29 protein-coding genes are annotated in these 23,305 nt (G+C 69.1%); 14 read left to right on the top strand and 15 right to left on the bottom strand.

The window, feature by feature from the left end; all coding sequences use genetic code 11:
• The first annotated feature begins 14 nt into the window (after positions 1-14).
• On the top strand, positions 15-728 hold the full coding sequence (locus tag OG205_RS15500) for a DUF2625 family protein (protein WP_330276946.1): 714 nt from the start codon (positions 15-17) through the stop codon (positions 726-728).
• Here OG205_RS15500 and OG205_RS15495 read toward each other — a convergent pair whose 3' ends face one another.
• Positions 729-1,601, bottom strand: coding sequence for a 5'-nucleotidase (locus OG205_RS15495; RefSeq protein WP_330276945.1), 873 nt, complete (start codon positions 1,599-1,601; stop codon positions 729-731).
• Between the two features lie 51 nt (positions 1,602-1,652).
• Between OG205_RS15495 and OG205_RS15490 the strand changes: the two genes are divergently transcribed.
• Both OG205_RS15490 and OG205_RS15485 read left to right on the top strand, forming a co-directional pair.
• Entirely contained in the window at positions 1,653-1,967 is a 315-nt protein-coding gene (locus tag OG205_RS15490) for a DMT family transporter (protein WP_319979992.1), read from the top strand.
• The gene (locus tag OG205_RS15485) at positions 1,967-2,374 is read left to right on the top strand and encodes a DMT family transporter (RefSeq protein ID WP_330276944.1); all 408 of its coding nucleotides are present in this window, start codon (positions 1,967-1,969) and stop codon (positions 2,372-2,374) included. The genes OG205_RS15490 and OG205_RS15485 overlap by 1 nt, the downstream gene beginning before the upstream one ends.
• On the opposite strand, the gene OG205_RS15480 is transcribed toward OG205_RS15485, so the two are convergent.
• The 3 genes from OG205_RS15480 to OG205_RS15470 form a co-directional block, all read right to left on the bottom strand.
• Entirely contained in the window at positions 2,267-3,604 is a 1,338-nt protein-coding gene (locus OG205_RS15480) for a glycosyl hydrolase family 18 protein (RefSeq protein ID WP_330276943.1), read from the bottom strand. The two genes, OG205_RS15485 and OG205_RS15480, sit on opposite strands and share 108 nt — an antisense overlap.
• 111 nt (positions 3,605-3,715) lie before the next feature.
• Positions 3,716-4,453, bottom strand: coding sequence for an SDR family NAD(P)-dependent oxidoreductase (locus tag OG205_RS15475; protein ID WP_330276942.1), 738 nt, complete (start codon positions 4,451-4,453; stop codon positions 3,716-3,718).
• Between the two features lie 7 nt (positions 4,454-4,460).
• Complete coding sequence (locus OG205_RS15470) at positions 4,461-6,260, bottom strand: serine/threonine protein kinase (RefSeq protein ID WP_330276941.1); 1,800 nt, start codon at positions 6,258-6,260, stop codon at positions 4,461-4,463.
• Positions 6,261-6,353: 93 nt separating this feature from the next.
• Here OG205_RS15470 and OG205_RS15465 point away from each other — a divergent pair, with 93 nt between their 5' ends.
• The gene (locus tag OG205_RS15465) at positions 6,354-7,019 is read left to right on the top strand and encodes a Clp protease N-terminal domain-containing protein (protein WP_330276940.1); all 666 of its coding nucleotides are present in this window, start codon (positions 6,354-6,356) and stop codon (positions 7,017-7,019) included.
• On the opposite strand, the gene OG205_RS15460 is transcribed toward OG205_RS15465, so the two are convergent.
• On the bottom strand, positions 6,973-7,938 hold the full coding sequence (locus OG205_RS15460) for a helix-turn-helix transcriptional regulator (protein WP_330276939.1): 966 nt from the start codon (positions 7,936-7,938) through the stop codon (positions 6,973-6,975). The two genes, OG205_RS15465 and OG205_RS15460, sit on opposite strands and share 47 nt — an antisense overlap.
• Before the next feature lie 109 nt (positions 7,939-8,047).
• Between OG205_RS15460 and OG205_RS15455 the strand changes: the two genes are divergently transcribed.
• Both OG205_RS15455 and OG205_RS15450 read left to right on the top strand, forming a co-directional pair.
• The gene (locus tag OG205_RS15455) at positions 8,048-8,452 is read left to right on the top strand and encodes a VOC family protein (protein ID WP_330276938.1); all 405 of its coding nucleotides are present in this window, start codon (positions 8,048-8,050) and stop codon (positions 8,450-8,452) included.
• Between the two features lie 30 nt (positions 8,453-8,482).
• Entirely contained in the window at positions 8,483-8,956 is a 474-nt protein-coding gene (locus OG205_RS15450; RefSeq protein ID WP_330276937.1) for a hypothetical protein, read from the top strand.
• Here the strand turns inward: OG205_RS15450 and OG205_RS15445 are convergent.
• Complete coding sequence (locus OG205_RS15445; protein WP_330276936.1) at positions 8,922-10,256, bottom strand: FAD-dependent oxidoreductase; 1,335 nt, start codon at positions 10,254-10,256, stop codon at positions 8,922-8,924. The two genes, OG205_RS15450 and OG205_RS15445, sit on opposite strands and share 35 nt — an antisense overlap.
• Before the next feature lie 97 nt (positions 10,257-10,353).
• Between OG205_RS15445 and OG205_RS15440 the strand changes: the two genes are divergently transcribed.
• The gene (locus OG205_RS15440) at positions 10,354-10,776 is read left to right on the top strand and encodes a protein-tyrosine phosphatase family protein (RefSeq protein ID WP_442916781.1); all 423 of its coding nucleotides are present in this window, start codon (positions 10,354-10,356) and stop codon (positions 10,774-10,776) included.
• On the opposite strand, the gene OG205_RS15435 is transcribed toward OG205_RS15440, so the two are convergent.
• Genes OG205_RS15435 through OG205_RS15425 form a run of 3 tightly spaced genes read right to left on the bottom strand, consistent with a single transcriptional unit; the run spans position 10,773 to position 12,393 of the window.
• Positions 10,773-11,441 carry an MOSC domain-containing protein gene (locus OG205_RS15435; protein WP_330276934.1) on the bottom strand — a complete coding sequence of 223 codons (669 nt, stop codon included), beginning with the start codon at positions 11,439-11,441 and terminating at the stop codon, positions 10,773-10,775. The genes OG205_RS15440 and OG205_RS15435 overlap by 4 nt on opposite strands.
• Positions 11,442-11,451: 10 nt before the next feature.
• The gene (locus OG205_RS15430; protein ID WP_319979977.1) at positions 11,452-11,841 is read right to left on the bottom strand and encodes a MerR family transcriptional regulator; all 390 of its coding nucleotides are present in this window, start codon (positions 11,839-11,841) and stop codon (positions 11,452-11,454) included.
• Positions 11,842-11,862: 21 nt separating this feature from the next.
• Positions 11,863-12,393, bottom strand: coding sequence for a hypothetical protein (locus OG205_RS15425; protein WP_330276933.1), 531 nt, complete (start codon positions 12,391-12,393; stop codon positions 11,863-11,865).
• A gap of 68 nt (positions 12,394-12,461) precedes the next feature.
• On the opposite strand from OG205_RS15425, the gene OG205_RS15420 reads away from it, so the two are divergent.
• Entirely contained in the window at positions 12,462-13,496 is a 1,035-nt protein-coding gene (locus tag OG205_RS15420) for an aldo/keto reductase (protein ID WP_330278167.1), read from the top strand.
• 1 nt (position 13,497) lies between these two features.
• Here OG205_RS15420 and OG205_RS15415 read toward each other — a convergent pair whose 3' ends face one another.
• Genes OG205_RS15415 through OG205_RS15405 form a run of 3 tightly spaced genes read right to left on the bottom strand, consistent with a single transcriptional unit; the run spans position 13,498 to position 16,660 of the window.
• Positions 13,498-14,619 carry a hypothetical protein gene (locus OG205_RS15415; RefSeq protein WP_330276932.1) on the bottom strand — a complete coding sequence of 374 codons (1,122 nt, stop codon included), beginning with the start codon at positions 14,617-14,619 and terminating at the stop codon, positions 13,498-13,500.
• Positions 14,616-16,130 (bottom strand): alkaline phosphatase D family protein, encoded by a 1,515-nt coding sequence (locus OG205_RS15410; protein ID WP_330276931.1) that lies wholly within the window; start codon positions 16,128-16,130, stop codon positions 14,616-14,618. Before OG205_RS15410 ends, OG205_RS15415 begins: the two co-directional genes overlap by 4 nt.
• A gap of 11 nt (positions 16,131-16,141) precedes the next feature.
• Positions 16,142-16,660 carry an FAD-dependent oxidoreductase gene (locus tag OG205_RS15405; RefSeq protein WP_330276930.1) on the bottom strand — a complete coding sequence of 173 codons (519 nt, stop codon included), beginning with the start codon at positions 16,658-16,660 and terminating at the stop codon, positions 16,142-16,144.
• Positions 16,661-16,725: 65 nt separating this feature from the next.
• Here OG205_RS15405 and OG205_RS15400 point away from each other — a divergent pair, with 65 nt between their 5' ends.
• Positions 16,726-17,196, top strand: coding sequence for a GbsR/MarR family transcriptional regulator (locus OG205_RS15400; protein WP_330276929.1), 471 nt, complete (start codon positions 16,726-16,728; stop codon positions 17,194-17,196).
• Here the strand turns inward: OG205_RS15400 and OG205_RS15395 are convergent.
• The gene (locus OG205_RS15395; RefSeq protein ID WP_330276928.1) at positions 17,132-17,683 is read right to left on the bottom strand and encodes a TetR/AcrR family transcriptional regulator; all 552 of its coding nucleotides are present in this window, start codon (positions 17,681-17,683) and stop codon (positions 17,132-17,134) included. The genes OG205_RS15400 and OG205_RS15395 overlap by 65 nt on opposite strands.
• A gap of 113 nt (positions 17,684-17,796) precedes the next feature.
• Between OG205_RS15395 and OG205_RS15390 the strand changes: the two genes are divergently transcribed.
• The 4 genes from OG205_RS15390 (at position 17,797) to OG205_RS15375 (ending at position 21,202) form a co-directional block, all read left to right on the top strand.
• Positions 17,797-18,741, top strand: coding sequence for an SDR family NAD(P)-dependent oxidoreductase (locus OG205_RS15390; protein WP_330276927.1), 945 nt, complete (start codon positions 17,797-17,799; stop codon positions 18,739-18,741).
• Positions 18,738-19,682: an SDR family NAD(P)-dependent oxidoreductase gene (locus OG205_RS15385; RefSeq protein WP_330276926.1), complete on the top strand. Its 945-nt coding sequence runs from the start codon at positions 18,738-18,740 to the stop codon at positions 19,680-19,682. Before OG205_RS15390 ends, OG205_RS15385 begins: the two co-directional genes overlap by 4 nt.
• A 94-nt stretch (positions 19,683-19,776) precedes the next feature.
• Positions 19,777-20,172 (top strand): MerR family transcriptional regulator, encoded by a 396-nt coding sequence (locus OG205_RS15380; protein WP_330276925.1) that lies wholly within the window; start codon positions 19,777-19,779, stop codon positions 20,170-20,172.
• A gap of 106 nt (positions 20,173-20,278) precedes the next feature.
• Entirely contained in the window at positions 20,279-21,202 is a 924-nt protein-coding gene (locus tag OG205_RS15375) for a quinone oxidoreductase family protein (RefSeq protein ID WP_330276924.1), read from the top strand.
• Between the two features lie 9 nt (positions 21,203-21,211).
• On the opposite strand, the gene OG205_RS15370 is transcribed toward OG205_RS15375, so the two are convergent.
• A complete protein-coding gene (locus OG205_RS15370; RefSeq protein WP_330276923.1) occupies positions 21,212-21,721 on the bottom strand; it encodes a hypothetical protein in 510 nt (169 codons plus the stop codon).
• A gap of 150 nt (positions 21,722-21,871) precedes the next feature.
• Here OG205_RS15370 and OG205_RS15365 point away from each other — a divergent pair, with 150 nt between their 5' ends.
• Positions 21,872-22,915, top strand: coding sequence for a chitinase (locus tag OG205_RS15365; protein ID WP_330276922.1), 1,044 nt, complete (start codon positions 21,872-21,874; stop codon positions 22,913-22,915).
• On the opposite strand, the gene OG205_RS15360 is transcribed toward OG205_RS15365, so the two are convergent.
• A complete protein-coding gene (locus OG205_RS15360; protein WP_330276921.1) occupies positions 22,912-23,298 on the bottom strand; it encodes an SgcJ/EcaC family oxidoreductase in 387 nt (128 codons plus the stop codon). The genes OG205_RS15365 and OG205_RS15360 overlap by 4 nt on opposite strands.
• Positions 23,299-23,305 lie beyond the last annotated feature (7 nt).

Genomic DNA, 23,305 nt, shown 5'->3' with positions numbered 1-23,305 from the left:
GTCATCCGCTTCGGATGACCGGGCTTTTCCTTTGGGGGAACGTGCGGGACATCGCCGAACTGACCGATGTGGACGATCCGGGGTGGCCGGCCGTGCTGGAGGCCGTCGCCGCCGGCCCGACCGAATGTGTCGTGTTGCCGCCCGATCCGGGGGTGTGCCGGGCAACTTTGTCGCAGCTGCAGGTGACCGCGCGGTCGTTGCTGGGAGCGGTCGTGCTCAACAGCGGCGGGATGTTGCTGCACCACGGCTGGCTGCGGGTGTACGGCGGGTCCGGTGATTCGATCGCGGGTCTGGCCGAGGTGAACGGTTTTCCCTCCGAGGCCGATCCCTCGTGGGCACCACCGGCAGGGCTGGTCGTCGCGCACGACGTGCTGGGTGGCGAGTTCGCGTTGAACGGCATGGATCCCGCGCGGTCCGGCCGGCCGGGTGAGCCGGGGCAGATCGTCTACTTCGCGCCGGACACCCTGGAGTGGGAGACCTTCGACGGCGGTTACAGCCACTGGCTGATGTGGATGCTGGGCGGCGGGCTGGCGGAGTACTACTCGACCGTGTTCTGGCCGTCCTGGCAGACGGAGGTGGCGTCGCTCGGCCTGCGGGAGGGGATCACGATGTACCCGCCGCTGTGGTCGGCCGAGGGAGCGTCGGACATCGCGGGCACCAGCCGCAAGTCTGTGCCGATGCCCGAGCTCGTGGCCTTCCACGTCGACACGGCCAGGCAACTCGGCTGATCACTCGTTCGTCACGCCGAACGGGACGTGCACGCACGGCACCGTCTGGATCAGGTGCCCGCGCTGGTCGTCGAAGAAGATGTGCGGCTTGAGCACGTCCAGGATCGGCGCCTTCTTCAACCCTCCCAGGAAGAACGCGTCGTTCACCGTCAGTCCCCATGCCTTGAGGCTGTTGATCGCACGCTCGTGTGCCGGGGCGGATCGCGCGGTCACCACCGAGACCCGGATGCGGTCCTCAGCCTGGCGCTGGATGCGGTTCACGCCCGCGAGGAAGTTCCTCAGCGGACCGGGATCCAGTGGCGTGACGACATTCGTGGCCTCGTGCTGCTGGAACTCGTCGAGGCCGCCACTTTGGTAGATCCGCTCGGACGCGTCGTCGGCGAGCACGCCGTCGAAGTCGAACGCGATGCGCAGCGCCGGATCGTCGTCGTCCTGGAACGACGACTTGAGCACCTGGCCGGCCGGCATTCCCGCCAGCGTCGCCTTGCGGACGTCCTTTTCGTTGGCGGACAAGAACAACGACATGTTGAGTGCGGGCATGTACTCGTGCGGCGCGCGGCCCTCGGTGAAGATCGCGCGGGTGATCGTGAGGCCGTGGTGTGCGGCGGAGCGGAGGATGCGCAGGCCCGTGTCGGGGGAGTTGCGCGACAGCACGATCACCTCGACCAGCGGTGCCAGCGCGTTGAGTCGCAGCAGGCGGCGGATGAACGGGAACGCGACGCCCGCCGCGAACGGTTCGGTGAGGTGGGCTTCCTGGTAGGCGCGGTAGGCCTGTTCGCCCTCGGTCGAGAAGACGGCGTCGGACGCGGTCAGGTCGAACAGAGCGCTCGACGCGACGCCTACGACCAGCAGGTTTTCCAGGCTGGGAGCCACATCTCGAGATCGTAGCCGCCCGGTTCGCGCTTTTCTGGTACGGTCGTACTAATGTACTGGGTGGTGCTGATCGCGTCGGGAGTGCTGGAGGCCGTGTGGGCCACGGCGCTCTCGGCGTCGAAGGGTTTCCGCCGGCCGTGGCCGGTGGTGGTGTTCGCCGTGTCGATGACGCTGAGCGTCGTCGGGCTCGCGTGGGCGATGCGCGGGATCCCGGTCGGCACGGCGTACGCGGTGTGGGTCGGCGTGGGGGCCGTGCTCACGGTGCTCGTCGCGGTGCTGCGCGGTGAGGAGAAGCTCGGGGTGGCCAGGGCGTTGCTGCTCGTCGCGTTGATCGGCTGCGTCGCGGGCCTGAAGGTGGTGAGCTGATGTACTGGGCCGTGTTGCTGGGAAGCGCCGTGCTCGAAGCGGTGTGGGCGACGGCGTTGTCCCAGGGGGCCTACGTGCTCTTCCTGGTCGCCGCGACGCTGAGCATGGTCGGGCTTTCCTTCGGCATGAAGCGGATTCCGGTCGGGACCGCCTACGCCGTGTGGGTCGGCATCGGTGCGGCCCTGACGGTGACGTGGGCGATGATCACCGGCGAGGAGACGGTCTCCGTGTGGAAGATCGTGTTCCTCACCGGGATCATCGCCTGCGTCATCGGGCTGAAGTTCCTGAAGTCAGGAGCCTCAGGCGTTGATGGTCCACCGCTGGTTGGCGGTGGCGGCGCAGTCCCAGAGCTGAAGCCTGGTGCCGTCGGCGGAGCTGTTGCCGGTGGCGTCGAGACACCTTCCTGACGCCGTGTTGCGCAGCTGGCCGTTGGACTCGGAGGTCCACTGCTGGTTGCCGCCGCCCGTGCAGTCCCACAACCTGGTCACCGAGCCGTTCGCGGTGCCGGACGCGTCGAGGCACTTGCCCAAGGCGCGCAACGTGTTTCCGTTGCGAGTCCACTGCTGGGCGTTGGTGCCGTTGCACGCGTAGAGCTGCACCGCGGTGCCGTTGGCCGAGTTCGCCGCGGCCACGTCGACGCACTTACCGCCGAAACCGGTGATGGTGCCGCCGGTCGGAGGCTGGGGGTTGCCGTTGCCGGCGGTCTCCCAGATGGCGTTGAGCAGGCTGGTGGCACCGGTCGTGTCCTGGGAGAGCTCCCAGTTCATGATGCCGCCCGCGTTCGACAACGCCCACGTCGTCTTGCGCTTGATCGTCGGGATGCCGTTGTACTGGTTGCCGTTGTAGCTGTCGCGGTTGGCGTTGGCCGGGTCCTGCGCGACGAGGTCGCGGTAGGAGATGTAGGTCGGCCGGCTGTAGAACGGCACACCGAGAACGGCCTTGCTCGCAGGCAGTCCGCGGTTCTTCCAGAAGTTGACGGAAGCGATCGACCAGTCGTAGTTCGCGTGCGGGCTGCCACCGTCGTAGGCCATGATGTTGAGCCAGTCGACGATGCCGAACACCGCGGGCTGCACGCCGTTCGCCGTGCCGCCCTCACTCACGACCGCGGCCGTGAGCAGCTTGCCGCGGCTGTGCAACTGGTCGCCGAGCTGACGCATCAGCAGGGTGTAGTTGTCGCCCTCCGCGCCCGGATCCGGGTACTCCCAGTCGATGTCGACACCGTCGAGGTTGTACTGGCTGACCAGGTTGATCAGTGCGTTGACGAACGTCGTGCGACCGTTCGCGCTGGCAGCCAGGATCTCGAAGTTGTCGTCGTTGCCGTCGTTCCAGCCACCGACCGCGATCGAGACCTTGACGCCGTTCTGGTGGCCGAGGCTCACCAGCTGCTGCAGCTTGCCGGGGTCCGGCAGGCCCTGGAGCGTGCCGTTGGAGTTCGGCAGCACGAACGAGTAGTTGATGTGCGTGAGCTTGCTGTACTGGATCGAGCTGACGTTGCCGGCCCACGACGGCATGTAGCCGACGCTCTTGAACCCGGCGGGGTAGGCGGCCTGCGCGGCAGGCGCCATGACTGTCAATGTCGCCGCGGCGGCGGCCAGCGCGAGGCCGGCGGCACCGAGGCGTGAACGGAATGAACGCATTGCAGGGGAGGCCTTCCACTTCGTCGAGCGCCCACCGCGACGTTAGTGGTCTAGACCGGTTGCTGGAAGATCAACTCGGTACCGGAACTGGTTCCGGTCGGTTTCGGCGAATCATCGGAGGTATGAGGCGCCGTTGACGTCGATGATCGTGCCGCTGGCCCACAGCGCGTTCTCCGTGGTCAGCCACGCGACGGCGGCGGCGACCTCGTCGGGCTCGGCGACGCGGCCGAACGGGCTCTGCGCCCGGATCTGCTCACCCTCGGGACTGGCGAGGAGGTCGGTGACCATGTCGGTCCGCACGAACCCCGGTGCGACGCCCGCGACCGCGATGCCCCGCGGCGCCAGGGACTGGGCGAGCGACTGGGTCATCGCGTGCAGACCGGCCTTCGCCGCGCCGTACGCGGGGGCGTCGGGCTCACCCCGGTAGGCACCCCGCGAACCGACGTTGATGATGCGGCCGCCCGTGCTCATGTGCCGGACCGCGTGCCAGGCGAGGTCGGCGGGGCCGTACAGGTTGAGTTCGATCGTGCGGCGCCAGGCGTCCTGCCACTCCTCGAAGCTCGTGGTGGCGATGGGGTGGTGGAAGTAGGTCCCCGCGTTGTTGACCAGGACGTCGAGACCACCGAGTTGCTCGGCGGCCTCGCTGACGACCTGCTCGGCCTGGTTCGCACCGAGGTCGCCCTGGACGGTGACGTGGCCGTCGCCGGGCAGGTTCGCCGCCACGGCCTTGGCCTCGTCCGCGCCGGAGCGGTAGTGGACGGCGACCTGGTGGCCGCCCGTCGCGAGGGCGTGGGCGATGGCGGCGCCGATGCCGCGGGAGGCTCCGGTGACGAGTGCGCGTCGAGTCATGCCGCCATCATCCCTGGCTGTTGATCAGCCACTTGCCGTTCTGCTGCACGAAGGTGAAGGTGGGCGTCTCGGTCATGGCGACGTTCTCACCCTGCATGTACTGCAACGTCACGGTCACGGCGTTGTCGCCCTGCGGCACGAAGTTCGACAGCCGCACCGAGGTGTAGTCGCGCCAGAACACCTGGTAGCCGTCGTAGGTCAGCCCTCGTCCGGCCTTGAAGCTGTCGGTGAGCAGGGTCCAGCCGGTCTGCAGGTCGCCCGGGATGAGCGCGTAGTAGGCGGTGATCGCCTCCTGGGCGTTCTTCGGCCCCGCGGGTGCCTCCGGCTGACCCTGGCTCGGCGTGCCGGCCGGAGGGTTCGTCTGGGAGTTCTCCGGTGGCGTGGTCTGGCTGTTCGCCGGTTCCTGCGGCTGGGTCTGACCCGACGTCGGCTGGTTCGACGGGGTGCTCGCGCCGGTCTGGCCGCTGCTCGGCGGCTGGGCGTTGTTCTGGTTGCCGTTGCCCTTGGGCCACAGCAGGAACGAGCCCACGCCCACGGCCAGCACGAGAAGGACGATCGCGATGGGGACCAGCGGGAACTTGCGGCGGTTCTCGTCGGGTTCCGCGGGGGGCGCGGGGGGAGGGCTGACGGGAAGCACCGGCGTGGGTGGCTGCGCCACGGTCTCGCGGACCGGCGGCGGGGTCACGATCGGGGCTGCCTCCGGCGCCTTCTCCTCGGCGGGAGCAGGTGCCTCCGTCTTCACCTCGGCGACCGGTGTCGTCACCTCAGGTTCCGGCGTCGCTACGGGCTCGGGGGCCGCTTCCGGCTCGGGTTCGGGCTCTGCCTTGGGCGGAGCCGTCAGACCGGCGGCCTCCACGGCAGCGGCTCCCGCGACCAGGCCCGCCGCAGCGGCCGCGGCCTCTTGCTTCGCCTTCTCCTCCGGCTGGGCCTCGGCCGGGAGTTTGACCGTCGCCGGGATGACCACGGTCGCCTGGGAGGCCTGCGGCGTCTCGTTCACGACGGCGGCCAGCAGGTGGACGGCCTCCTGCATGCTCGGACGGCGCTCGGGGTCGTTCGCGAGCAACCGGAACAGCACGGGGGACAGCAGGGGGCCCGCGTTGGCGGGCGGCATGATCGAGCCGCCGGCTACGCGGTGCAGCATCACGAGGTTGTTGTCCGCCGTGCCGAACGGCGGGCCGCCCTCGACGGCGTTGTAGAGCGTGGCGCCGAGCGAGAAGACGTCGGAGGGGAGACCGGCGTCCTCGCCGCGGGCGACCTCGGGGGAGAAGAAGGCGGGGGTGCCGACGGTGCCGGTCGCGGTGGCGGTGCCGTCGTCGTCGGTGGCCCTGGAGATGCCGAAGTCGGTGATCTTGACTTCCTGGTCGCCGATCAGGACGTTGCCGGGCTTCACGTCGCGGTGCTGGATGCCGTGGCGGTGCGCGGCGGCCAGTGCGGCGGCGGTGTAGCACCCGATGCGGGCCACCTCACGGGGTGGCAGCGTGCCCTGCTCCGTGATCACGGCCGCGAGACTGCGGGAGGGGAGGTACTCCATGATCAGCCACGGCCGGCCGTCCTCCTCCACCACGTCGTAGACGCGGATGGCGTTCGGATGCTCCAGGCGCGCGGCGAGGCGGGCCTCGCGCATGGCCCTGGCCTTCGCACGGTCCACCCTGGCGTCGTCGAGGCCGTCCAGCGCGAGCAGTTCCTTGGCGGCGACCACGCGGTGAAGCTGCTCGTCGTAGGCCTGCCAGACGACTCCCATCGCGCCCTGGCCGACCTTCTGCTTCAACTGGTAGCGGCTTCCGATGAGCCTGCTGCTGTCCTCCACGCGGGTGCTCCCGTCCCCTCTGATCACTCACAAGTGTGACGGTTGCCGCGTTGGTGGTTGACTGTAACCCCATCTGGGGGTAGATATGGGGTTATGCCAAAAATCAACGTGTACCTGCCCGACGAGCTCGCCGACTCCGTGAAGGACATGAACATTCCCGTCTCGGCGATCTGTCAGCGGGCGCTCGAAGGCTCGGTCAAGCGGATCGCCGCGATCCGGGCGCTCGACATCAGGGGTCTCCAACGGGACAAACCCCCGCAGTTCACCGACCGCGCGTGGAAGGCCGTCCAGATCGCCGCAGAGGTCTCCCAGGGCACCAAGCTCGGTACCTCGCACCTGCTGGCCGGCATCATCGGGGAGGGCGAGAACCTGGCGATGGACGTCCTGCGTGCGCTCGACGTCGAACCGAAGGGCCTGCCCTCCTCCACCCCCGCGGCCATGGGCAAGAAGCCAGGGTTCGCCGACGACGGGGCGGCCGCGCTGGAGCTCGCGGTCATCGAGTCCATCGCCCTGGGCCACAACTACGTGGGCTGCGAGCACCTGCTGCTCGGCATCGTCGCCGAACCGAACGGCGCGGGCGGCGAGGAGTTGCGCGAGCTGGGCATCGAGATCAAGGGCGCGCGCCGCGCGGTCCAGACGGCGCTCGCGGGCATCGTCCACCTCAAGAAGCAGCAGCAGGCCACCCCGGACGCGGCGAAGATCCTGGAGATGATCATGGCCCGGCTGGCCCGGCTGGAGCAGCACGCCGGTATCGGCTGACCAGTTCGGCGCCGATGCGGGCCAGGTGCTCCTCGACCTCGGGCGACTCGACGGTGATCAGGCCGCCCCAGCCGGCGACGTTGCGGGCGATGTCGAGCGGCCGTGGCGCCGTCAGTTCGACCAACGTGAACTCGCCCCGGTCCTCGGCGACCGTGCAGTGGCGTCCGTGCTGGTGCTGGAAGACCTTCAGGAACCGCGTGGGCACGAGCACCGACGCCGACGTCTCCGAACGCCGCTCCTCCATGGCCGTGACGACCTCGCCCCAGGCTCCGGCCAGCTCGAAGTCGGCGGGCCGGGAGGACAGGACGTCGGTGGGGATCAGACCTGTGATGCGGTCGAGCCGGAACGTGCGCCGGCCCTCGTCGGTGCCGGCGATGAAGTACCAGGTGCCGTCCTTGTCGACGAGTCCCCACGGGTCGACCAGGCGTTCTTTCGGTGCTTCACCGCGTTTCTGGTAGCTCAGCCGCACCCGCATCTGCTTGACGACGGCCTGCTGCAGCGCGGTGACCAGGCCCGGCCTGTCCTTGACGTCCTCGCCCCACCCGGCGGTGTCGACGATCGTCGACTCGGCGGCGGCCTCCGCCTCTGCCCGGAACGTCTGCGGCAGCGCGCGGACCAGCTTCCGCAACGCCGACTTGATCTGCGGGGCGACGGACGCGGCCGGTCCGGCGACCAGGAACAACGCCTGGGCCTCCGCCGAGGTCAGGCCGCTCAGATCGGTGCGGGCCCCGCCGATCAGCGACCAGCCCCCGCCTCTGCCCGGTTGGGGGTACACGGGTACCCCCGCCGCGGAGAGGGCTTCGAGGTCGCGCCGGGCGGTGGCGTTCGAGACTTCGAGCTCCGCGGCCAGTTCGGCGGCGGTCACCCGGCCGCGAGCCTGCATCAGCAACAACGTGGCGACTAGACGGTCTGCGCGCATGTCTCCAGATTCCCGCTAAAAGTGCTCACTCGATGAGCACTTTACGGCGGAAGCTTGGCTCTACACAGACCGAAGCGAAGTTCCACTGGAGGCAGTTGTGTTGCGAGGAATGTCGACCGTGTCCTACTACGCCGACGACCTGACCGAGGCCCGTGTCTGGTACGCGCAGTTCCTCGGGGTCGACGCCTACTTCGAGCGGAGCACCCCGGACGGCATGCTCGCGTACGTCGAGTTCCGGATCGGCGACTACCAGGCCGAACTCGGACTCGTGAACCGCCGGTTCGAGGTGACGCCGTCCGACGGCCCGGCGGGGCAGATCCTCTACTGGGCGGTCGACGACCTGGACGCGACGTTCGCGCGGCTGCAGGAGCTGGGGGCCAAGATCCACGACGAACCTCAGGTGCGCGGCCCGGGCTTCGTGACGGCGTCGGTGGTCGACCCGTTCGGCAACATCCTCGGGATCATGACGAACACGCACTACATGGCCATCGCGGAGCAGAACCGCCGCGACTGAGTGCCGCCGACCGCCGCATATCCTGCTGCAATGACGACGCGCCTCGCCATCACGGGACATCGCGGACTCTCCGCCGAACTGGAGGCGCGGATCGACGAGATGATCCGCGCCTCGGTGGCGGAGCACGGCGACGTGGCCGGGGTGTCGTGCCTCGCGGACGGTGCGGACGCGGTGTTCGCGCAGGCCGTGCTGGACGTGGGCGGCGCGCTCGTCGCCGTGCTGCCGGCCTCGAAGTACCGCGAGACGTTGCCCGAGGACTACCGGCCCGTCTACGACGCGTTGCTCGCGCGGGCGGCCAAGGTAGTCCAACTGGAGTACGTCACGCCGGATCCGCACGCCTACATGGAGGCGGGCAAGCGGATGGTCGACGAGTCCGACTCGCTGCTCGCCGTGTGGGACGGGCTCCCAGGACGTGGACCCGGCGGGACGGCCGACGTGGTGGCCTACGCGCGGTCACGGGGCGTGCCGGTCACGGTTCTGTGGCCCGAGGGCGCCGTCCGCTGAACGCTTTTCCCAGCAGCACCCGGAAGAGCACGGCCGGCCGGAACAGCGTGGCCGGGTGAGCGACCAGGTGCGAGACGCGGATGAACGTGCGGTAGACCTGCCGGTTTCCCGGAGCGGCCTCGAACGCGCGATCGGTGTACCAGCGCAGCAGCCGGGTGCTCAGCGGGAGTTTCCGGGCGCTCCAGCGGAGATCGGTGGTCGTCGCGGACCTCCACGGGATCTTGGCGGTCCTGGCGACCGCGCGCTGGAAGACGAGCGGTTCGTGGGCGAGGTCGTGTTCCTGCAGCAGTGTGCGCAGATCCAGGCAGTACAGGGCGGCGAGCGTCAGGCCGTGGCCGTGCATGGGGTTGAGCGAGACCACGGAGTCGCCGAGCGCGAGCAGGCCGCGCGGCCAGTCCGGGACCAGGTGAAAGCGGTTCCACCGGCTGCGCAGGTTGCCTGCCTGGTAGATCTTCGAGGCCGGGGTGGCCGTTTTGATGATCTCGGCGATGTCCTGGCAGTGCAGGGTCGTGGCGTAGTCGAGGAAACCGTCGTCGTCGGTCGGTGCGGAGTCGCCGTCCGCGCCGAACAACGTCACGAACCACTGATCACCATCCACTGTGGACACCGAACCGCCGCGTCGCGCGCCGGGGGCGTGGGTGACCTCGAAGGCGGTCTTCCAGTCGAGCTTCAGGTCGCGGTTCACCTCGTAGAGACGCGAGGTGAAGCTGACGTGGCCGTTGACGATCATCGGTGCCGGGCAGTGCACGCCGAGTTCCGCGAGCCACGACACGAGCTTGCCGTCACGCCCGGAGGCTTCGACCACGAGATCGGCGTAGTCGGTGAACGGCCTGTCGCCGCGCCGGCCGTGCACCCCGGTGACCGTGCCCCGGTCGTGCAGCAGGCCGTCGACCGTCACACCGTCCACAAGGGACACGTTCGGGAGGCTCAGCACCCGGCGGCGGACGATCTGTTCGATCAGCACCCGCGTCATCGAGAGCACGCTGAGGCCCAGGTAGTCGCGCGGTGCCCAGCCGGACGGGGTGCGGATCAGGAAGTCGCTGCCGAGGTCCGCGCGGACCGCGCCCGCGTCCTCCAGCTCCGCACCGAGTCTCGGGAACAGCGTTTCCAGCGCGTCCGCCCCGCGCGCCAGCAGCGCGTGCGGGTGGCTGGCCTGCGGGGTGCCCGCGCGGTGCCCCGTGTCGGGGGTGATCGGGTCCCGTTCGACCAGCACGACGTCGCCGTACGACTCGGACAACACCCTCGCCGCCAGCAGTCCCGCGAAGCCGGCACCGATGACGAGGGCGCGGTCGGAGTACATGGCGGCCATGCTGGCAGAACGATCCGCCAGGCGGATCCTCCGAGAGTCCTGTGTTCGGTCTCAGTACTGTTGGTCGCCTAGCATCCGCTTGGTACTCATGGGGGAACGTTTCTTGAAGACGATTGAGCTACCCGACGGCGCCGTGATCAGAGGGCGTGGCCTGCGCGACGGAAAGATCGTGGAGCCGCACCCGGGATACGGCGTGTACCTGCAACCGCGCCCGGTCGACGTGCCGTGGCCGCACGACTGGATCGACTGGCCGGACTTCCGCCTTCCGCGTGACCACGACGCCGCGATCAGGGTGATCCGCTCGCTGCACGCGCGGGCGCTGTCCGGCGAACTGGTCGAGGTGGCGTGCAGCGGCGGCATCGGCCGGACCGGCACGGTGATCTCGTGCCTGGCCGTCCTGGCGGGCGTCCCGGCGGCCGAGGCCGTGGCGTGGACGCGCGCGAACTACCACAAGCGTGCCGTCGAAACGCCGTGGCAGAAGCGCTGGGTCAGGAACTTCCCGCCCAACTAGGAATCGAGCTCGACCACCGACCGCTTGTGCACCAGCTCGACGACCTCCGGCGGCACCGAGTCGCCGGCCGCGAGCAACCTGGGCAGCAACGCGGCCTCCGTGGTCACGGCGCGGAAGAACAACTCGACCGTCACGTCGTGGTCGGGCCGGTGCACGACGGTGATCTCGTCGCCCGGCCCGACCAGGCCTTCCTCCAGCACACGGAAGTAGGCGCCGGGCCGGGCGACCTGTGTGAACCGCTTGACCCAGCCGCGCAGGCCGAGGAACTCGGCGAACGTGCGGCACGGGATGCGCGGGCCGGTGACCTCGAGCAGTGCCGTGCCGATCCGCCAGTGCTCGCCGACCAGCGCGGTCGTGTGGTCGATGCCCTGCGTGGTCAGGTTCTCGCCGAACTGGCCTGCGTGGAACTCGGCGCCCAGCTCCGACTGCCACCAGTCGAGGTCCTCGCGGGCGTAGCCGTACACGGCCTGGTACTCGCCGCCGTGCGCGGACCAGTCGGCGATCGAGTCACCCGCGACGCCACTGCCCGCCGAGCCCTTGGCGCCGGGCGGACTGATCCGCAGCGGTCCGTCCGCCGGGCGCTTGTCGATGCCGGTGGCACCGACGCGGGCGTAGTCGGCCGGAGCCGTCTTCTGGGCGACGTTCAGCGAGAGCACGACAGGCATGGGGCCGAGACTATTGGCCGACCGCCCTGGCGGCGATCGAATTGACGTAGTCCTGGTAGATGCCCACCTTGCGCGTGATCAGGTCCATGCACTCCTGCAGTTGCACCATCTGCTGGGCCACGCGTTCCTGGTGCTCCTTCAGGATGTCCAGGCGCTGCAGCTCGTTGCCGTCGCCCTGGCGGACCAGGTCGGTGTAGCGGCGGATCTCCGGCACCGGCATCCCCGACATGCGCAGCATGATGCACATCTTCAGCCAGTCGATGTCCTGCTGCGTGTACACCCGGCGGCCACCCGGTCCTCTGTGGACCTGGTGCGCGAGGATGCCTTCCTTCTCGTAGAACCGCAGCGCGTGCACGCTCAGCCCGGTGCGTTCGGCCACCTGTCCGATGCTCAGCCCCATGGTCCGAGCATAGGTGCCGGGCTACCCGGCCGAACGCACCTCGACCCGCTCGCGCAGCTGCTGGTAGCGCTCGCGCAGATCGCTGGACTCCTCCCATTCCGCGAGGCTCTCCGGCGTGGGCGTCTTGGATCCGGGCTCGTACGCCATCTGGACCTCGGTCCCGTGCCAGGCGCGGGTGGCGCCCGCGACGTCGGCCGCGGTGCCCGTGTCGAGGTAGGCGAGAAGAGCGAGCTGGACGCGGCGCCGGCCGAACGCCGTGATGGCGGGCTTGACGAGCTCCCGGCTGAAGCCGGAGTCCGGTTCGAGGACGGCGGCCCGCATCAGCGGTTCGAACCACTCGTCGGGAGCCGCCTCGGAGGCCGCCACCGCCTTGCCGACGGCACGCCGGGCCCGATGGCGCCACGAGGGCTTGACGTCGGGCTGGTCCGCAGCCGGAATTTCGGCCCCTACCAGCGGCAACAGGTCTCGCAGCACGGCTTCGCAGGCGGTCGAACTGGGGGTCGTGCGACCGGGCAGGGGCTTGAACGCCTGTCGATCGCTCTCGGATGTCATGATCCCGAGAGTAACAACGTGCTTCTTGACCTAGAGACGGCTCTAGTTCGTAGGTTCTCGCCATGAACATGCGCTATCGCGTTCTCGGGGGAACCGGCATCGAGGTCAGCCACCACTGCCTCGGTGCCATGATGTTCGGATCCGTGGCCAACAACGACCACGAAGAGGGCGTGCGGATCATCCACCGCGCCCTCGACGCGGGCATCAACTTCGTCGACACCGCCGACATGTACTCGGCGGGAGAGTCCGAGGAGATCGTCGGAAAGGCCTTGAAGGACCGGCGCGACGACGTCGTCCTGGCCACGAAGGTGCACTTCCCGCTGGGGGAGGGCCGCAACCGCAGCGGCAACTCGCGGCGTCACGTCCTCAACGCCGTCGAGGACAGTCTGCGGCGGCTCGACACCGACTGGATCGACCTGTACCAGGTGCACCGGCCGGACTACCGCACCGACATCGACGAGACGCTGTCGGTGCTGACGGACCTGGTGAGGGACGGGAAGATCCGGGCGTTCGGGTGCTCGACGTACCCGGCGGAGGAGATCGTCGAGGCCCACCACGTGGCGATGAACCGGGGCTACCTGCGGTTCAGGACCGAGCAGCCGCCGTACTCGCTGCTGGCGCGCGGGGTCGAGCGGTCGGTGCTGCCGACGGCGCAACGGCTCGGCATGGGTGTGCTGGTGTGGAGCCCGCTGGCCAGCGGTTTCCTGTCGGGCAAGCACCGCAGGGGCGCGTCGGCCGAGGCGTTCCGGGCGACGCTGACCCCCGAACGGTTCGACGAGTCGCTGCCGGGCAACGCGGCGAAGTTCGAGGCCGTGGAGCAGTTCGCGAAGCTCGCCGACGAGATGGGGGTCTCGCTGCCCGCGCTGGCGGTCGCGTTCGTGACGACGCATCCCGGCGTGACCTCGGCGATCACCGGGCCGCGCACGATGGAGCAGCTGGAGTCGTTGCTGGAGGGGGCCTCGCTGGTGCTGACCGACGACGTCCTGGACCGGATCGACGAGATCGTGCCGCCCGGTGTCGACACCTACGACGTGCACGGCTTCTGGAAGCCCGCGGCGCTGCTGGACGTCCACCAGCGCCGCAGGCCGTCGGATCAGCGGTAGGTCACCACTGCTGGGTGGTCAAGCCGGTGCCCAGGTAGATCTGGTCGAACCCGTTGCCGTCGTTGTCGTCGGTGTAGACGACGGTGACGCGGCCCCACGGGTCGACGCCCACGGCGGGTTCGTCCTGCCTGCCGGTGGCGTTCGAGACCGTGAGCTGCCGTTCGGGACGGCCCGTGGTGGTGCCGTCGGGGTTGTAGAGGCTGGTGTGGACGTCCTGCGCCTCCGTCGTGGTCACCGCGACGCCGAGCTGGTCGTCGATGCCGATCTGCGGGTCGGTGCCGGTGGTCTGCGCGACGGCGCCACGTGACGTTCCGGCCGCCGTGAACGACTGGGTGCGGACTCCGGACTGCTCCCAGGCGATGGCGAAGTCGCCGTTGAAGTTGGCCGCCACGGCGGGGCGTTTCCCCTGCCCCGTCGTGGTCTGCGCCTGCTTCACGCCACCGGCCGCGGTGACGATCTTGCGGGCGACGTTCGCGTCGGCCTCCCAGGCGATGATCGCGTTGCCCGCCGCACTCATCGCGACCTGGGGCTTCGCGTGGGTACCGCCGGCGTTGTTGACCTGGGCCTCGTAGGTCTTGGAGCTCAGGGACGCGAACACGCTCACCCGCACGGTGGGCGCGGCGGTGCCCTGCTGGTCCTCCCACGTGACCGCGAAGCCACCGGAGTCCGGATCCGCCGCCACGCTGGGGAAGTACTGCTGGCCGTCGGCGCTGGCGTTGGCCGTGCCGGAGCCCGACACGGTCCCGGACGCGCTGACCGAGCGGACCGCGATGTTGTAGTAGCCGTTGCCGTCCGGGTCCTCCGACCAGACGACGACCGCGCTGCCGTCCTCGTGCAGCGAGACGTCCGGCTGCCAGTGCCGCCAGTTGCCGGTGCCGCCGGTGGAGAGCTTCTTCTCGTAGACCGCCGCTCCCTCCTTGAAGAGGCGGATCCAGACGTCGGAGTGGATCGGGTCGGTGGGTTCGGTGGTGTCCCGGTCGTCCTCCCACACGACGGCCGTGTAGCCGTTGCGGGTGGCGCTCACGGACGCGTTGTCCTGGTCACCGGTCGAGTCGCTGTTGACCGTGGACCACGTCATCGGGGCCGGTGCCAGCAGGAGGCTCGCGATCAGCAGTGTCTTCACGGTGCCTGCAATCCGGGGTTGGTGGCCTCGACGACGTAGCTGCCGACGGTCTTGACCGGGTAGTCGCGCACGCTGACCTTGTCGACGGCCCGGTAGTCGACCCGCATCTCCGTCGGCGTGGTCTGCGTTTTCACGTAGCCGCGCAGGTTCTTGAAGTACTTCACGTGCGGGTTCAGCGTCGGGTTGAGGCTGTTGTCGGCCGCGTTGCCGTCACCACCGGACGTGATCGACGTCGTGACGAGCTCGGTGCCGATGATCCGGTTCTGGGTTCCGTAGTTCTGCATGATGTTCGCGCCCCAGCTGCGGTGCACGTCGCCGGTGAGCACGACCGTGCCCTTGTTGCCGTTGGTGTCCCACGCGTTCTGGATGCGCGTGCGGTTGGCGGTGTAGCCGTCCCACGCGTCCATGCTCTTGGAACCGTCCGCCGCGGCGAGCCGTTGCGCGAAGAACACCTGCTGGCCCAGGAAGTCCCAGGTGCCGAGCTTCTGCCTGAGGCCGTCGATCAGCCACGTCTCCTGCGACGTGCCGGTGAGGGTGCGGGCGGGATCGTCGGCGGCGGGGCAGACCTTCGTGCCGTCGCCGCACGCCTGGTCGTTGCGGTACTGGCGGGTGTCAAGCATGTGGAACGTGGCGAGGCTGCCCCAGCGGACCCTGCGGTGCAACAACATGTTCGCGGCGGTCGGCGCCTGGGCGGATCGCAGCGGCATGTGTTCGTAGTACGCCTTGTACGCGGCGGCGCGGCGAGCCGTGAAGTCACCGGCGGGACTGCTGTCGTTGCGGACGAGGTTGGCGTAGTTGTTCTCGACCTCGTGGTCGTCCCACACGACCAGCCACGGTGCGGTGGCGTGCGCGGCCTGCAGGTCCGGGTCGGCCTTGTACTGGGCGTGGCGGACCCGGTAGTTCGCGAGCGTGCTGATCTCGGTGGCGGGGGCGAACTTGCGGATCTTCGTGGTGGTGGCGGCGCCTTCGTAGATGTAGTCGCCGAGGTGCAGGATCAGGTCGGGCTGTTCCTCGGCCATCCGGCGGTAGCCCGTGAAGTAGCCCTCCTCGTAGTGCGCGCACGAGGCGAAGAGCATGGTCAGTGCGGGCGAGGTGCCGACGGCCGGTGCGGTGAGGGCGCGGCCGGTGGGGGAGATGTGACCGCTGGTGCGGAAGCGGTACCAGTACTCACGTCCCGGCTCCAGGCCGGTGAGGGTGACGTGCACGGCGTGAGCGCTTGCCTGGGTGGTGGTGAACGTGCCGGTGCGGACGATGGCGGTGAAGCGTTCGTCGGTGGCGACCTGCCATTCGACGGCGGTGTTGGTGTTCGGCATGCCGCCGAGACCGTCGGCGTTCAGCGGGCTGGGGGCGAGGCGGGTCCAGATCACGAACCCGTCGGCCGCCGGTTCGCCGGACGCGACTCCGAGGGTGAACGGGTAGCCGATCGCGTTGGCCAGTGCGGGAAGTAGAACCCCGGCGCTCGCTCCCGCGAGGCCGCCCACGATGAAGGTACGTCTCCGTAACGTGGTCATGACCCGCAGGCTTACCGAACGCGGGTAAAGGTCCGCCTAACGGCGTGTGGCTTCAGAGTGGTTTCCCACCAAGCAAAAGCGGCGATGTCGTCGTTGTGGATGTCGAACGCGTCGGCGAGCAGTTCGGCGGCGCTGAGCGGGAGGCCGGTGTCGCGGACGGCGCGGTAGAGCAGGGCCACGTGGTCGCGGGACCAGGTTTCGAGGCACAGGCCGGGTAATCGCTCCGCCTCGCAGCACGGCTGGGCGCACACGACGATGTCGAACCACTCGTCGTCGTGGTCGTTGAACGCGACCGTGACGCCGAACCGGTCGGGGTGCAGCGCGGTGACCTTGCTGTGGCGGGTCTCGTAGTGCAGCGGATGGGGCAGCGCGGCGAGCCGTTTCGCGGCGTGGCGGTCCGGGCCGGTGAGCACGATCGGTTCGTGGTGGGTGCCGTGGTCGAGCACGACCACGTCCCACGTGCTGCGGGCGAGTCTGAGTGCGGTGGCGAGACCGGAGACCCCGGCCCCGACGACGAGTGCTGTGGCCATGACCAGCCCCTTCCCCTAGGATTGAGGCTAGCGAACGTTCAGAAATTTCTGAAGACAGGACGACTGTGACGGGCGAGACAGAGCGCAGGGATGCCGCCGAGCAGTTGGCGCTCGCGCTGGTCGGTGCCGGGATGCAGCGGATGGGAGCGCGGACCCTCGCCGCGTTCATGTTCACCGAGAAGGACTCGCTGACCGCGGGCGATCTCGCCGAGGAACTGGGCGTGAGCGCGGGGTCGGTGTCCGGCGCGGTCAGGATGGTCGCGCAGATGGGCCTGATCGAGCGGATCTACGTCGCGGGCAGCCGGCGCGAGCACTTCCGGATGCTGGACAACGCCTGGACGACGCTCTACTCGCGCCAGCACTCCGTGGTCGACGACGTGCTGCGTGCCGTGGAGAAGGGCGTCGAGGCGGTCGGGCCCGGTCGTGCGCACGACCGGCTGGAGTACATGCGGGACTTCTACACGTTCCTGATCAACGAGGCGCCGGTGCTGGTGGAGCGGTTCGAGCGGCAGCGTCGTGGAGAACCCCGTTCATGATCAGGTCCAGCATCCGCTTCGCCTGAGCCGGGTCGCCGTTCTGCGCGACGCCGATCAGCAGCGCCATCAGGTCCATCGGTTCGGTCTGCGCGCCGAGGGGTGCGAGCAGGCTCGACACGGCCTCGGTCATCTTCGCGCGACTGTGTTCGAACGGGTTGAGGCCCAGGGCGATCACGGCCTGCAGCGCGTCCTTGAGGTCGCGTTTCGTCGCGGCGTAGGCGATGAAGCGGTCCATCCACTCCCGTAGCGCGGCTTCGGGTTCGTGGGTCTCGAGCAGTTCGGGCGCGGCGTCGCAGAGCTTCTCCAACTCGGTGCGGTAGACCGCCTCGATCAACGCTTCGCGGGTGGGGAAGTGGCGGTACAGCGTGCCGATCCCGACGCCCGCCTTCTTCGCGATGGCACCGAGCGTCGCGTCCTTCTCGTGGGTGAACGCGTCGAGCGCCACCTCGATCAGCAGCCCCCGGTTCCGGACCGCGTCTGCACGCACTTCATCACTCCTATGGGGTACGTCACTTGCTAAACGGAGGTTCCTCCGCTTACGGTGGAACCCGAACCGGAGGAACCTCCGTTTCAGTGTACGACACAGGTTGGGGAAACAGGATGAGTGAGCGCATCACCACCCCGTTCGGGTTCGGGAGCACCGCTCTCGAGGTCGTCGAGGGCGTCGACCTCTCCGGCCGCCGCGCCGTGGTCACCGGTGGGGCGTCGGGCATCGGCGTCGAGACCGTGCGGGCTCTCGCCGCCGCGGGCGCCGAGGTCACCATCGCGGCGCGCGACGTCGAGGCCGGCCGGAAGGTCGCCGCCGAGGTGTCCGCTTCCACCGGCAACAAAACCGTTCTGGTCGCTCCGCTGGAGCTGACCTCGCAGGAGTCGGTCAAAGCCTTCGCCGCGGCGTGGGACGGCCCGCTGCACCTGCTGATCAACAACGCGGGTGTCATGGCCTCGCCGCTCACCCGCACGCCGGAGGGCTGGGAGCTCCAGTTCGCCACGAACCACTTCGGCCACTTCACGCTGACGCTGGGCCTGTTCGACGCACTGCGCGCCGAGGGCGCCCGCGTGGTCAACGTCAGCTCGGCGGGCCACCTGACGAGCCCGGTGGTGTTCGAGGACATCCACTTCGAGCGCCGCGAGTACGACCGCTGGAAGGCGTACGGCCAGTCCAAGACCGCGAACGTGCTGTTCGGCGTCGAGGCGGGCAAGCGCTGGGCCTCCGACGGCATCACGATGAACGCCCTGATGCCGGGCGGCATCCTGACGGCGCTGCAGCGCCACATCTCGCAGGAGGAACTGCAGGCGCGGATCAAGCTGCGCGGCGGCGACAACCCGTTGCGGCTCAAGACGCCGGAGCAGGGCGCGGCCACCACGTTGGTGCTCGCCGTGTCCCCCTTGGTGGAGGGCTGTTCGGGCCTCTACTTCGAAGACTGCGACGAGGCTCTCCCCAACGCCGAGGGCATGACCAACGGTGTCGCCGCCTACGCGGCCGACCCCGAGGCCGCCGCCCAGCTGTGGAAGGTCTCCGAGGAAACGTTGAAGGTGCAGGCATGATCACCACAGGATTCGGATTCGACACGACGGCCCAGGAAGTCGCGGCCGTCGCCGACCTCGCCGGCCGCCGCGCCGTCGTCACCGGCGGTGCCTCGGGCATCGGCGTGGAAACGGTGCGCGCCCTCGCCACGGCCGGCGCCGAGGTCACCATCGCGGCCAGGGACATCGACGCGGGCCAGCGCGTGGCCACGTCGCTCTGCAGGTCGACAGGCAACAAGCGGATCTCCGTGGCCCGCCTCGACCTCTCCTCGCAGGAGTCGGTGAAGGCGTTCGCCCGCAACTGGGACGGCCCGCTGCACCTGCTGATCAACAACGCGGGCGTCATGGCCACCCCGTTCACCCGCACCCCGGAGGGCTGGGAACTCCAGTTCGCCACGAACCACTTCGGCCACTTCGCCCTCACCCTGGGGCTGTTCAACTCGCTGCGGGCCGAAGGCGCCCGAGTGGTGAACGTCAGCTCGTCCGCGCACCTCATGAGCGAGGTCGTGTTCGACGACATCCACTACGCCCACCGCGAGTACGAACGCTGGCAGGCCTACGGCCAGTCCAAGACCGCGAACATCCTGTTCGGCGTGGAGGCAGGCGCCCGCTGGGCTTCCGAGGGCATCACGATGAACGCCCTCATGCCCGGCAGCATCGCCACGAACCTCCAGCGCCACCTCACGCCGGAGGAACTGCAGGAGCGCATCCGCCAAAGCGGCGCCGCGGCCACCCGCCGCATGAAGACCCCGGAACAGGGCGCCGCGACCACGCTCGTCGTGGCCACCACGCCGCTGCTGGACGGCATCTCGGGCAGGTACTTCGAGGACTGCGACGAGGCCGCGCCGGTCTCGGGCGGCAGCCACATGCGTGGCGTCGCACCGTACGCGCAGGACCCGGAGGCGGCGGCCCAGCTGTGGAAGGTCTCCGAGGAGACCCTCTGGTCGCTGAAGGCGGCCTGAGCCTCCGGCGAGCCGAGGCGGACCGCCGACGGTGGCGGTGTCCACGACTCGCCGACGGCCTGAACCTGGAGCACGCCGGGAGTAGGTTTCAGACATGCGGATCGGCGAGCTGTCCAGGCGCACGGGCGTGAGTCCGCGCTCACTGCGGTACTACGAAGAGCAAGGACTGCTGTCCAGTTCGCGCTCCGACGCGGGGCAGCGGCACTATTCCGACGCCGAGGTCAACCGCGTGGCGCTCATCCGGCAACTGTTCGACGCGGGTATGTCCAGCCGGGTGATCGCGACTGTGCTGCCGTGCGTGGATCTTCCCGGTGACCTGGGCGTCGCCGAGGAGACGTACACGGCGATGATGCGCGAGCGCGACCGGATCGACGCGGACATCGCGCAGTTGATCGAGGAACGGGACGCGCTCGATGCGCTGATGCAGATCAACAGTCGCCACCGGGCGGAGTTGTCCAGGACCTCGGACCAGGTGGCGCAGCCGGCCTGATGGTGTGACCCGCGCCTCAGCTGCTTGCCCTTCACATCCATGTCAGGGGTGAGGGTGGTGACAGGGCCCGGAATCACCGGGCCGGTCACCTGGAAGGCGGCAGAAAATGGGACAGGCATGGGGTTTCGGCAAGCACGGCGGGCCCGAGGTGCAGGAGTTCTTCGATCGTCCCGATCCTGTCCCCGGTCGCGGTGAAGTGCTGATCAGGGTCGACGTCGCCGGCGTGAACCCCCTCGACCACCTCGTGCGCTCGGGTCAGGTCCCCGGGCTCGACGGCGGGCGTCCGTTTCCCCGCGTGCTGGGCATGGAAGCAGCGGGAACCGTCCTCGCCCTGGGTGGGGACGTCGACGGGCTCGAGGTGGGTGACGCGGTCTTCGGCTTCGCGCTCACCGGTGGCGGCACCTACGCCGAGACGACGGTGCTGTCCGCGCCGAACACCGCGCGCATCCCGGCCGGTCTGTCCGCGATCGTGGCGGCAACGCTGCCGGTGGCCGGGACGACCGCGGTGGACGCACTCGACCAGCTCGGCCTCCCGGCCGGTGCCACGGTCCTGGTCAACGGCGTCGGCGGCGGGGTCGGTCTCGCCGTCGCCCGGCTGGCGATCAGCCGCGAGCTGCGGGTGATCGGTACCGGGAGCACCGCCAAGCGCGAGCAGGCCGAAGCCGTCGGGGTGCGGTTCATCGACTACGCCGCCGAGGACGTCGTCGCCGCGCCGCGCGAGCTGGTTCCGGACGGCTTCGACGGGATCGTCGACCTGGTCGGGGGCGCTTCGCTGCGGACGGTCGCGCCGCTGGCCAGGGATCCCCGCAACGTCATCGCCGTGGGGGATGCGTCGGTGGCCGATCTCGGTGGACGTTTCGTCGAACGTCGCCTCGACCGCGAGAACCTGGAACGGTCAGCCCGGCTGGCCCTCGACGGAGTCCTCGCACCCGTGATCACCGCGGTCCACTCACTCTCCGACGCCCCGGCTGCCCTCGCCACCGTCGAGAACGGTCACACCTCGGGCAAGGTCGTCATCAAAGTTGCATGAGAGCGAGAGCTAGCGGGACGGCTCACCCGAGGACGGCTCGTCGACCAGACGGAAGAGGTCGCGCGTCGGGTGCACGTCGACCGGGAAGCTCGTCCCGACCTCGACGATCTTCTCGCCGTGGACGAGGTGGCTCGTGGTGAACGGCGCCCGGCCCGGCACGGTGACCAGCATCCCGACCCTGGTGCAGCGGTCCTCGCCGCACCACACGCGTTCGGCGGACGTGACCTGACCCAGGACGCGCACGCCGGCCGTGTCCAGGTCGCGCCACACGCGCCGGTCCCGAGCGGTGCCGACGACGGCCACGATCGTGACGACCACGGTGACGGCGGTCAGGACGAGGCCGGTCACGACGACGGCGGGCTTGTCGTCGTCAGGGACGTAACCGCCCCAGACGGCAACCAGGGCCAGGGGACCGGCAAGCATGACGGCGAGCCCCAGTGCGGTCCAGAACGGCTGCTGGAAGAAGGCCGGCGGGCGACTCACCGGGCCTTCGGCCTCAGGTGCTCCGACGTTCGTCACAGGCGGAACATAGCCGAGCAGCCGAACCTCGAGGTTTCGAACGACGGTCCTGGTCCGTTGCCGGGCGCCCAGGATCCTCCTGAGTAGAGGTCTGGACCATTTCGTGCTTCAATGACAGCGGGTCGCCGCCTGTAAGCGAAAGGTGAGCGAATGTCTGCCCGCTTGTTGCTGAGGGCACTGACCGCCCTGCTTCTGCTCATGAGCACCGTGCTCGTCCCGTCCGCTGCCCAGGCGGCCGACACCTGCGCGCTCAAGCCCCGTCCGGCAGGCAAGGTCCTGCACGGGTACTGGGAGAACTGGGACGGCGCGTCGAACGGGGTGCACCCGCCGTTCGGCTGGACGCCGATCACCGACAGCCGCATCAAGCAGCACGGCTACAACGTGATCAACGCGGCGTTCCCCGTGATCCGCTCCGACGGCACGGTGCTGTGGGAGGACGGCATGGACGCCGGGGTGAAGGTCGCCACGCCCGCCGAGATGTGCGCGGCGAAGGCGGCCGGGTCCACGATCCTGCTGTCGATCGGCGGCGCGGCGGCGGGCATCGATCTGAGCTCGGCCGCCGTGGCCAACCGGTTCGTCGCGACGGTGGTGCCGATTCTGAAGAAGTACAACTTCGACGGGATCGACATCGACATCGAGACGGGGCTGGTCGGCAGCGGCAACATCAACTCGTTGTCGGCCTCGCAGGCCAACCTGATCCGCATCATCGACGGCGTGCTGGCGGCGATGCCCGCCGGGTTCGGGCTCACCATGGCGCCGGAGACCGCGTACGTGACGGGCGGCAGCGTCGTGTACGGGTCGATCTGGGGCGCGTACCTGCCGATCATCAAGAAGTACGCGGACAACGGCCGCCTGTGGTGGCTGAACATGCAGTACTACAACGGTTCCATGTACGGCTGTGCCGGTGACAGCTACTCGGCCGGGACCGTGCAGGGGTTCGTGGCGCAGACGCAGTGCCTGAACAAGGGACTGGTCGTGCAGGGCACCACGATCAAGGTGCCCTACGACAAGCAGGTTCCCGGCCTGCCCGCGCAGCCCGGTGCCGGCGGCGGCTACATGAACCCCACGCTGGTGGGGCAGGCGTGGAACAGCTTCGGCGGCCAGCTCAAGGGCCTCATGACCTGGTCGATCAACTGGGACGGCTCGAAGAACTGGACCTTCGGCGACAAGGTGAAGTCGCTGCAGGGCCGCTAAAGCACGATGGTGTTCTGCCCGGCGGCGATCTTCCACGTGCCGTCCTCTTTGGACAGGACGTAGAGCGGTGAGCCCTCGTTCTGGTCGGGGATCACTGTGCCGTCGGGCTTCACCGGGCGCTGGCGGATCTTGACCGCCGCCACGTCCGGGCGGATGAACACGACGTGCGCCACCTCGTACGTGGCGGTCGACTCCTTCGTCGCGCCGGGCAGGACCTGGCGGGTGAAGGAGGCGATCTCGTCGCGGCCGGTGAGGCGTTTGCCGTGTGCGGTCGTCCAGATCGCGTCGGCGCGGAAGAGGCCGATGAACTCCTCCGCGAGCTCGTTCTGCTGCGAGTGCTGGACTGTGGCGACGAGCTCTTCGATTTCCGCGATGTCGGTCATGGTGAAG

The organism is Lentzea sp. NBC_00516, from assembly GCF_036346835.1.
Classification (GTDB): Bacteria; Actinomycetota; Actinomycetes; order Mycobacteriales; family Pseudonocardiaceae; genus Lentzea; species Lentzea sokolovensis.
This window is presented reverse-complemented; position numbering and strand designations above follow the sequence as displayed.

Excerpts from the sequence above, each read along its gene's own strand:
- OG205_RS15500 (WP_330276946.1), top strand. The coding sequence starts at position 15 with ATGACCGGGCTTTTCCTTTGGGGGAACGTGCGGGACATCGCCGAACTG.
- OG205_RS15490 (WP_319979992.1), top strand. The coding sequence starts at position 1,653 with ATGTACTGGGTGGTGCTGATCGCGTCGGGAGTGCTGGAGGCCGTGTGG.
- OG205_RS15485 (WP_330276944.1), top strand. The coding sequence starts at position 1,967 with ATGTACTGGGCCGTGTTGCTGGGAAGCGCCGTGCTCGAAGCGGTGTGG.
- OG205_RS15480 (WP_330276943.1), bottom strand. The coding sequence starts at position 3,604 with ATGCGTTCATTCCGTTCACGCCTCGGTGCCGCCGGCCTCGCGCTGGCC.
- OG205_RS15475 (WP_330276942.1), bottom strand. The coding sequence starts at position 4,453 with ATGACTCGACGCGCACTCGTCACCGGAGCCTCCCGCGGCATCGGCGCC.
- OG205_RS15465 (WP_330276940.1), top strand. The coding sequence starts at position 6,354 with ATGCCAAAAATCAACGTGTACCTGCCCGACGAGCTCGCCGACTCCGTG.
- OG205_RS15460 (WP_330276939.1), bottom strand. The coding sequence starts at position 7,938 with ATGCGCGCAGACCGTCTAGTCGCCACGTTGTTGCTGATGCAGGCTCGC.
- OG205_RS15455 (WP_330276938.1), top strand. The coding sequence starts at position 8,048 with ATGTCGACCGTGTCCTACTACGCCGACGACCTGACCGAGGCCCGTGTC.
- OG205_RS15450 (WP_330276937.1), top strand. The coding sequence starts at position 8,483 with ATGACGACGCGCCTCGCCATCACGGGACATCGCGGACTCTCCGCCGAA.
- OG205_RS15445 (WP_330276936.1), bottom strand. The coding sequence starts at position 10,256 with ATGTACTCCGACCGCGCCCTCGTCATCGGTGCCGGCTTCGCGGGACTG.
- OG205_RS15440 (WP_442916781.1), top strand. The coding sequence starts at position 10,354 with ATGGGGGAACGTTTCTTGAAGACGATTGAGCTACCCGACGGCGCCGTG.
- OG205_RS15435 (WP_330276934.1), bottom strand. The coding sequence starts at position 11,441 with ATGCCTGTCGTGCTCTCGCTGAACGTCGCCCAGAAGACGGCTCCGGCC.
- OG205_RS15430 (WP_319979977.1), bottom strand. The coding sequence starts at position 11,841 with ATGGGGCTGAGCATCGGACAGGTGGCCGAACGCACCGGGCTGAGCGTG.
- OG205_RS15425 (WP_330276933.1), bottom strand. The coding sequence starts at position 12,393 with ATGACATCCGAGAGCGATCGACAGGCGTTCAAGCCCCTGCCCGGTCGC.
- OG205_RS15420 (WP_330278167.1), top strand. The coding sequence starts at position 12,462 with ATGCGCTATCGCGTTCTCGGGGGAACCGGCATCGAGGTCAGCCACCAC.
- OG205_RS15410 (WP_330276931.1), bottom strand. The coding sequence starts at position 16,130 with ATGACCACGTTACGGAGACGTACCTTCATCGTGGGCGGCCTCGCGGGA.
- OG205_RS15405 (WP_330276930.1), bottom strand. The coding sequence starts at position 16,660 with ATGGCCACAGCACTCGTCGTCGGGGCCGGGGTCTCCGGTCTCGCCACC.
- OG205_RS15390 (WP_330276927.1), top strand. The coding sequence starts at position 17,797 with ATGAGTGAGCGCATCACCACCCCGTTCGGGTTCGGGAGCACCGCTCTC.
- OG205_RS15385 (WP_330276926.1), top strand. The coding sequence starts at position 18,738 with ATGATCACCACAGGATTCGGATTCGACACGACGGCCCAGGAAGTCGCG.
- OG205_RS15380 (WP_330276925.1), top strand. The coding sequence starts at position 19,777 with ATGCGGATCGGCGAGCTGTCCAGGCGCACGGGCGTGAGTCCGCGCTCA.
- OG205_RS15375 (WP_330276924.1), top strand. The coding sequence starts at position 20,279 with ATGGGACAGGCATGGGGTTTCGGCAAGCACGGCGGGCCCGAGGTGCAG.
- OG205_RS15365 (WP_330276922.1), top strand. The coding sequence starts at position 21,872 with ATGTCTGCCCGCTTGTTGCTGAGGGCACTGACCGCCCTGCTTCTGCTC.
- OG205_RS15360 (WP_330276921.1), bottom strand. The coding sequence starts at position 23,298 with ATGACCGACATCGCGGAAATCGAAGAGCTCGTCGCCACAGTCCAGCAC.